This window comes from bacterium, from assembly GCA_021158245.1.
GTDB lineage: Bacteria > Zhuqueibacterota > QNDG01 > QNDG01 > QNDG01 > QNDG01.
Map to the genome: position 1 here is coordinate 1 of JAGGVB010000123.1, position 6324 is coordinate 6324.

General features: G+C 37.1%; 6 protein-coding genes. All 6 read left to right on the forward strand.

The genetic code is table 11. From position 1 onward, the window contains the following. Positions 1 to 41 precede the first annotated feature (41 nt). Complete coding sequence (rbsK, locus tag J7K93_06900) at positions 42 to 917, forward strand: ribokinase (GenBank protein ID MCD6116723.1); 876 nt, start codon at positions 42 to 44, stop codon at positions 915 to 917. Between the two features lie 222 nt (positions 918 to 1139). Then, positions 1140 to 2159 (forward strand): nucleoside hydrolase, encoded by a 1020-nt coding sequence (locus J7K93_06905; protein MCD6116724.1) that lies wholly within the window; start codon positions 1140 to 1142, stop codon positions 2157 to 2159. A gap of 39 nt (positions 2160 to 2198) precedes the next feature. Continuing rightward, positions 2199 to 4145 (forward strand): PKD domain-containing protein, encoded by a 1947-nt coding sequence (locus J7K93_06910; protein ID MCD6116725.1) that lies wholly within the window; start codon positions 2199 to 2201, stop codon positions 4143 to 4145. A gap of 284 nt (positions 4146 to 4429) precedes the next feature. Next, complete coding sequence (locus J7K93_06915; protein MCD6116726.1) at positions 4430 to 4915, forward strand: ester cyclase; 486 nt, start codon at positions 4430 to 4432, stop codon at positions 4913 to 4915. A gap of 194 nt (positions 4916 to 5109) precedes the next feature. Beyond that, positions 5110 to 5295 (forward strand): hypothetical protein, encoded by a 186-nt coding sequence (locus J7K93_06920; protein ID MCD6116727.1) that lies wholly within the window; start codon positions 5110 to 5112, stop codon positions 5293 to 5295. Positions 5296 to 5317: 22 nt separating this feature from the next. Next, the coding region (locus tag J7K93_06925) for a hypothetical protein (protein MCD6116728.1) at positions 5318 to 6324 on the forward strand (1007 nt) is incomplete at its 3' end.

Sequence of the window (6324 nt, forward strand, 5' to 3'; positions counted from 1 at the left end):
AAAAACCGAAAATTGTAGTTGTGGGAAGCTCCAATACTGATATGGTTATTAAACTTGGCTGGCTACCTAAACCAGGTGAAACCATACTCGGTGAAGAGTTCATCATGGCCGCAGGAGGAAAGGGTGCAAATCAAGCAGTAGCTGCAGCTAGGCTTGGAGGAGACGTTACTCTTGTTGCTCGTGTTGGAGCAGATATTTTTGGAGAGCAGGCTATCCAGAATTTTCAAAAGGTAGGGATTAACACGGATTTTATTATCACAGATAAAGAAAATGCGTCTGGTGTTGCTTTGATATATGTCGATAAAAAAGGTGAAAACACTATAGCTGTTGCTTCCGGAGCGAATAGCAAATTATCGAAAGAAGATGTGACAACCGCTGAACAAAAAATCAAAAGTGCGAATATATTGCTCCTCCAACTTGAAACGCCATTAGAGACAGTTCAATATGCCGCGCGGTTGGCTTCAGAAGCAGGCGTTAAAGTAATTTTGAACCCTGCCCCGGCACGGGAATTGGATGAGACATTACTTCGTACAATTACTATACTAACTCCAAATGAATCAGAGACTGAGCTGCTAACTGGAATAAAAGTCGATGACGAAAAATCTGCAATAAGGGCAGCAGAAGTTTTAAAAGAGAAAGGTGTCTCTGAGATAATAATAACAATGGGAGCCAAAGGGTCTTTTTTGATAAGAGATAACAAAGCTTTTTTAATTCCAACCAAAAAAATAAAAGCAATTGATACTACAGCTGCTGGTGATGCTTTCAATGGGGCCCTATCTTACGCGCTTGCGAAAAAAGAACCTTTAGACAAAGCTGTTAGATTTGCCAATCTGGTAGGAGCTCTTTCTGCCACAAAGCTTGGGGCACAGCCATCAATGCCAACATATGATGAATTGATTAGTTTTACCAAGGTATAGGAAATTCGTGGGCTTGAAATGAATTCGAAAAGCTAAATAAAAGGCCCCCAGTATGAACGTAAAACCTGAATTTCCTATTTTGGGTTTTTATTTTGAATAAATCCCGGTGGAGAGAAATTTCAAATCAGTAATAGGTAGACAAAAATAAATAGCTTTTGCTGGAAACACCCAGATAAAATATCGCCAAAAATTTATGTTACCAAATAGATTCTGGAGGAAAATATGAAAAAATCAATTATTCTGGTACTTCTCTTTTTATTGATATTTGCATCTTGTGCTAAAAAAAAATCTGAAATTGAAAGCAAAAAGAGTGAAAAGATCAGGATTATCCTGGATTCAGATGCAAATAATGAGTTAGACGATCAACATGCTATTGCTTATTTGTTATTTAATGGCCATGTGTTCGATGTGGAAGGAATTACCGTAAACAAAACGTACAATGGCGGCAGTATTGAAAAGCATTTTGAGGAGGCAAAAAGAGTTGTAAGGTTATGTTCTTTAGATGCATATGTAAATGTGTATAAAGGCGCTACTGGTCAATACAGCGACATAATAAAACATATCAATAAACCGGAATTTGATGGTTCGGCTGCTGTAAATTTCATTATTGAAAGAGCCCATGCCAAAGATCAGCGTAAGTTAGTATTATTGGGAATCGGGAAATTAACCAATATTGCTCTTGCATTGTATAAAGACCCTTCAATAGTTGATAAGGTGCGGGTGGTCTGGCTTGGTTCTAATTATCCTGACCCTGGTGAATATAATCTTGTGAATGATACTACAGCAATCAACCCTCTTTTGGAAAGTAATGTTGATTTTGAAATGGTAATGGTCAGATATGGGAAGCCATCCGGGACAGATGCTGTTGTAGCATATCTCAAGGATTTTCAGCAGAGAATGCCGGGAAAAGGACCACACATTTCTGCTCCTGTTATAGGCAGACATGGAGGTAAGTTTACATGTTTTGGTGATTATTCGGTCAATTTGTTTGAGAATTTTCCAGAACACCCCAGTTCCAGGCCGTTGTTTGACATGGCAGCAGTTGCTGTTGTCAAAAATCCTGCATGGGCAGATCGTGTTGTTATCAGTGCTCCAAAATTTGTCAATGGGAAATGGGTTAATCGACCCAATAATTCCCGAAAGATAATCATTTGGGAAAATTTTGATAAAAAAAATATAATGGAAGACTTTTATCGTACCATGGAGCATTTTGTGTTGGCTAAACCTGGATATATAAATTAATTAGGGTTTAAGGATATAACATTAGGAGCAGATATATTTATGAAACAGGATGAGATAAAAAATGTCGTAAATTCAATCACTGGGATTTTTGTTTTTATTATAATTTTCTTATTGACTAATTTTTTAGCAGCACAATCGATCAGGAATGATACTGAAAAAATTTGGATTGAGGCAGAAAGTGGAAAGATAGATTCACCCTTTAAAATATTTTATAATCAAAATGCTTCAGGTGGCCAGTTTATAGAAGTGGCACCTGGTAATAATAGTGAACAAAAAGCACCTGCCAATGGGATATGCTCTTATGAGTTTGTTGTAAAAAATTCTGACGTTTACAAAGTTTTTGGGCGGGTCATTGCTCCAATGAATGATGAAGATGCTTTCTGGGTTAAAATGGACGATGGTCCATGGATCAGATGGAAAGGCATTGAAGTTGGATGTCATTGGCATTGGGATACGGTACACAATCATGACAGTAATGATCAGGAAGTGATTTTCAACCTTACTAAAGGTAAACATCGATTCGCAGTTACATATCTTTTAGATGGTACCCAATTAGACAAATTATGCATAACAAATGATCGTGAGTTTGTACCTGTTAAAAAAGGGCCTTGTGTTGATGCACAATTTGATTTCATTCCTGAAAAACCAGTTGTTTCACGTCCGATTAAACTGGATGGTACCAAATCTTTAAGTGATTTCGGCAAAATTGTCAAATATCATTGGATATTCGGGGATAATGGAAGTTCAGCAGACGGTGTTAATGCGGAGCATTTGTACAAAAATGTAGGCGAATATGAAGTAAGTCTAAGAGTAACTGACAAAAAAGGAAACACCGGTCTTTGTAAAAAGAGAATTACTGTTTACTCGGATAAGCCTGTAGCAAAATTCGTCTATTATCCAGAAAGACCAAAACCAGATCTCAATGTTACTTTTAATGCATCTGCTTCTTTGGATGCTGATGGCAAAATTGTCAAATATCATTGGGATTTCGGGGATGGGACTACTGGCAGCGGTGTCCAGATAAATCATAGTTATAGATTAGAAGGAGAATATAAATCAAGATTAACGATTGTAGATGATGATGGGAATATAAGTACACATGAAAGAACTTTAATTGTAGTTATTCCCCATCCTAAAAAAATCATTTACGAGACAGATATGTGTCTGGACGTTGATGATGTAGGCGGTCTTGCTATTTTGCATGCACTGGCCAATAAAGGTGAAGTCGAACTTTTAGCCGTTTGCTTTAATGAGATTCAACCTGATGGCGCAGCTGCTATTGATGTCATTAATACTTGGTACGGGCGGGGAGACTTGCCGGTAGGTATCTACAAGGGCAAGTTTCCTAAACCTGATTATTCGGCCTATCTGACCGCTCTTACCCGATTTCCACATGACCTTGATCAAACCAACGCACGGTGTGCACTGGATATTTATCGAAAGGTTCTTTCTACGCAAGCAGATCATTCTGTCACAATTATCAGTGTAGGATTTTTAAATAATCTGAATGATCTGTTAAAAGCTGAATTTGATTTGGTAAAGCAGAAAGTAAAAGAATTGGTGATTATGGCTGGTGTTCACCATGATGGATTTAATTTGATCCGTCATAATTTAACTAAAGTTTCACAAAATGTTTTGGATAAATGGCCAACACCCATCGTTATCAGTCAGGCAGGTTCATCAATTAAAACGGGCGCTATTCTAAAGAATACACCTGTGGGGAATCCTGTGCGAGAAGCTTATTTTCGATTTTTTAATGGTAGTTTTTGCGATCGATCAAGTTGGGATGAAATGGCTGTCCTTTACGGAGTTCGTAGCCTATCAAATTATTTCTCTGAAGTTACAGAAGGGTATGGTATATTAAATGATGGTTATCGCTGGAAGATGCAAAAGGGATTCAGGATCTATTTGGAAAACAAACTTTCAGATTCGGAATATAAAAAAATTATTGAGCAATTAATGATTGAACCACCTAAAGGGGAGTAAAGTAGTATTTAATTAGTATGAGGAATTGATTTTGAAAACATCAAAACCAAGTTACGAACTTTCATTTTTCCTATCCACTTTCCCATGCATATTAGAAAGGAAAGAAATGATAACTATCAACAAATCGGCAGCATTTTTTATTGTAATGGGAATTATGTCATTTACCGTCTTATGAAGATTGGATCAGTTCAATGCTCTATCCTTGTCAGTGCTGATATTGTCGTTGTACAAACGAAATATGGCTTTTTAATAGGAAAATAGATAATTAATAGAGGGCTTTAAGAATGTTAAAAATATCATATTTAGTCAAACGAGTGGTTTTGCCTTTTGTTCTTATTCTTTGCATCAGTTGTTCAAATTTTACACAAGATTCAAGTGTTGATTACCAAAAAGTTGTTAACACTTTTAATGAAGCCTGGAATACGGGGAATTATGATCTTTTAGATAAAGTCGTACATCCGGATTATTTAAAGCAAGAGGGCAATGAACAGATTGTGGGGATCGAAGCGCTAAAAAACTATGTAAAAAATTTCAGAGAAACCATGCATGATGCAAAGATAACTTATGTCGAAGAAATTTACGGAGCTGAAAAAGCTGCAATAAGGTTTACTCTTGAAGGCACTCCAATTAAGACAGGGAAGAAATTCAAGGCAGAGGGTATTGTCATTTTTAAATTTAAGGATGGAAAAATTATTGGAGATAAGAGCGTATTTGATCAACTGACGTCGTTAAAACAGCAGGGGTATACGATTAGTCCTCCAGAAGAGTGATAAAAATTGTTGATTTGTGTGACTTGGGAATTTCTGTAAGGAATATACATGATTAGAATAAGTGGATCCAGGCTGAAGCTTTTTCAGGGATTTGAAGATAGGGGATAGAGCAAAAAACAGAAACGCGCCCCTCCATCACAGAGGATCTTTAATGGTTTTGGACAAAACTCCTCTGTGATGAAATCCGCGGATTTTTGCTGACATTGACGTACAGCTCTTTTGCTGAAAGGGCTTTTCACCAAGGCATGGATGGCATAGCTGTAATGACCGGAATCCTGGTTTGTATTATTGCATACAGCATGGCTGGTATATTTCAGACATGGACAGCAATTGAAGGCTTCAGCAAAAGGGGCGCATTCTTGAAGTATCAGAAAAATTAAAGCCAAAAAGGAGGCTAATCAGATGAGAAAAAAAAACAAGATACTAACTGATACAATGATATTTATTTCCATCTTTTCCCTGGCAAGTATTTTTTCCGTTTCTCTGTTTGGGCAAAATACATATTATTTTTCCCAATATGGCAGTGATAGTAATAGCGGTACCTCAGCTAACGCACCATGGAAAAGTTTAAGTAAGCTCGAACAAAATAATTTTCAGCCCGGCGACAGTATTTTGTTTGAAAAAAATTCAGAATTCATCGGAGGCGTACGATTTAAATGTTCCGGCGAAAAAGGAAGCCCAATTGTTTTGAGCAGCTATGGAAAGGGGGCAATGCCTTCTTTTACGAATATTGATTACAACCATCTTGGTGGTAATGTATTTCAAATATTGGGAAGTAATGTGACAATAGACGGCCTGGCGTTTAAACATTGTGCGAATTCAGAGTCTATAGTTGATAAAGAAATACTGTTGGTTGGAGCGGTCTATACTGTTACAGGCGCGGATTACATTGTAGTGAAAAACTGCGACTTTCTCGATTGCCCAATAGGAATACATGTGAACAGTCAACATTGCCTGATTACAAACAACAATCTTCATGATTGCAATCGTTTTCTCTCAAAACCAGACTGGGGCCCTATCGGGATATTTATAGGCAATGCATTCAATGAGGTCTCATACAACACGTGTAGGAACTATATAAAGGTTGGGGGGAACTATGGAGCTGATGGAGGTTTTCTTGAGCTGGATGCCCGGTATTTTGGAAACAGTGTCCATGATATAAAAATACATCATAATAAATCGTTTAATAATATGGGGTTTTTGGAAATTGAAGGAAGTTTAAAAGGAGATAATCTTGATGTCTATTACAATCTGAGTGACGATTATCAGGAATTCATTTTTTACTGGGGCGGGAATAATTCAAAAATCGAAAACAATACGATTATCCGAACGAAACCACCGATGAATGGCGCAGTAAACACAGTGTTTACAATGAAAAATGGAAATTTCACGTTAAGGAACAATATTAT

Coding starts and splice junctions, on each gene's coding strand:
- J7K93_06910 (MCD6116725.1), top strand. CDS start 2,199: ATGAAACAGGATGAGATAAAAAATGTCGTAAATTCAATCACTGGGATT.
- rbsK (MCD6116723.1), top strand. CDS start 42: ATGGTTATTAAACTTGGCTGGCTACCTAAACCAGGTGAAACCATACTC.
- J7K93_06905 (MCD6116724.1), top strand. CDS start 1,140: ATGAAAAAATCAATTATTCTGGTACTTCTCTTTTTATTGATATTTGCA.
- J7K93_06915 (MCD6116726.1), top strand. CDS start 4,430: ATGTTAAAAATATCATATTTAGTCAAACGAGTGGTTTTGCCTTTTGTT.